The following is a 913-nucleotide window of genomic DNA, read 5'->3' as shown; positions in this document are numbered from 1 at the left end:
ACCGGGGCGTACCGGGGCGACCTCAAGCCGTTCGGGGTGGTGCTCGACCGGCGGCTCGGCGAGCCTGGCACGTGGCGCGGCCGCCTCTCCCTGGTCAACACGAGCGAGGCCAGGAAGATCGGAGAGATCTTCCCCGCGGACCCGCTCGACCTTCTCTCAGGTCCTGGCAGGCTCGTCGTGCACACGTGGCGATCAGGCGTCCTGTGGGGCATCCACTGGCTGCACACCATCGTCACCAGCAAGGATCAACGCGGCAGCGTCTGGATGGACGTGCAGGGCTCCACGCTGGACGCGTACCTGATGCACGTGGCGCTGGAGCAGGACGTGGCCTTCAGCGGCGACCAGATCACGGCCGCCCGCCAGCTGATCGCCCACATGCAGGCCACCAGCGGCTCCAACATCGGCCTCGCCCTGCAGACCGGAACCTCGGGTGTGAACAGGCTGCTCACCGCCAAGGCCAGCGACAACACCACGTATGGCCGCATCTTGCAGGACTACGCGCGGCAGGCCGCCGGGTTCGAGTCGGTCGTCAACCCGCGGGTGGTCGACGGGGTGATCTTCCGGTCGTGGGAGTGGGGATCCCCGAAGATTATCGGCTCTGGCGTGCACGTCTTCGCCGAGGGCCAGGAAGGTGGTGACATCACCACCTGGCGGGAAGAGCGTTCCGCGCTGCGGGGCGGCACCCGGTGGCGCGTCATCGGCGGCACCCCCCAGCAGGACGACGCGACCACCAGCTCGACCGCGATGCGTTCCGTCCTGGTGGCGACGCCGCATCTCGAGGAGGGCTGGCCGATCATCGACCAGCGGCCGACCCATCCCGGCCAATCGGTCGACCAGACCACGCTCGACGACTACGCCGCCTACTGGGCCAGCCGGGCGCCGGGCGCGCCGCCGGTCTTCTCGGCGGACGTGG

At 69.8% G+C, this 913-nt stretch carries 1 protein-coding gene; it reads left to right on the top strand.

What is annotated here, in order from left to right:
* The coding region (locus tag ACFSKW_RS54705) for a hypothetical protein (protein WP_379583838.1) at positions 1-913 on the top strand (913 nt) is incomplete at both ends.

The sequence above is a fragment of the Nonomuraea mangrovi genome (genome assembly GCF_042681425.1).
Lineage (GTDB): Bacteria > Actinomycetota > Actinomycetes > Streptosporangiales > Streptosporangiaceae > Nonomuraea > Nonomuraea mangrovi.
Note: the sequence above shows the minus strand (reverse complement) of the source record. Positions and strands in the feature narration are given on the sequence as shown.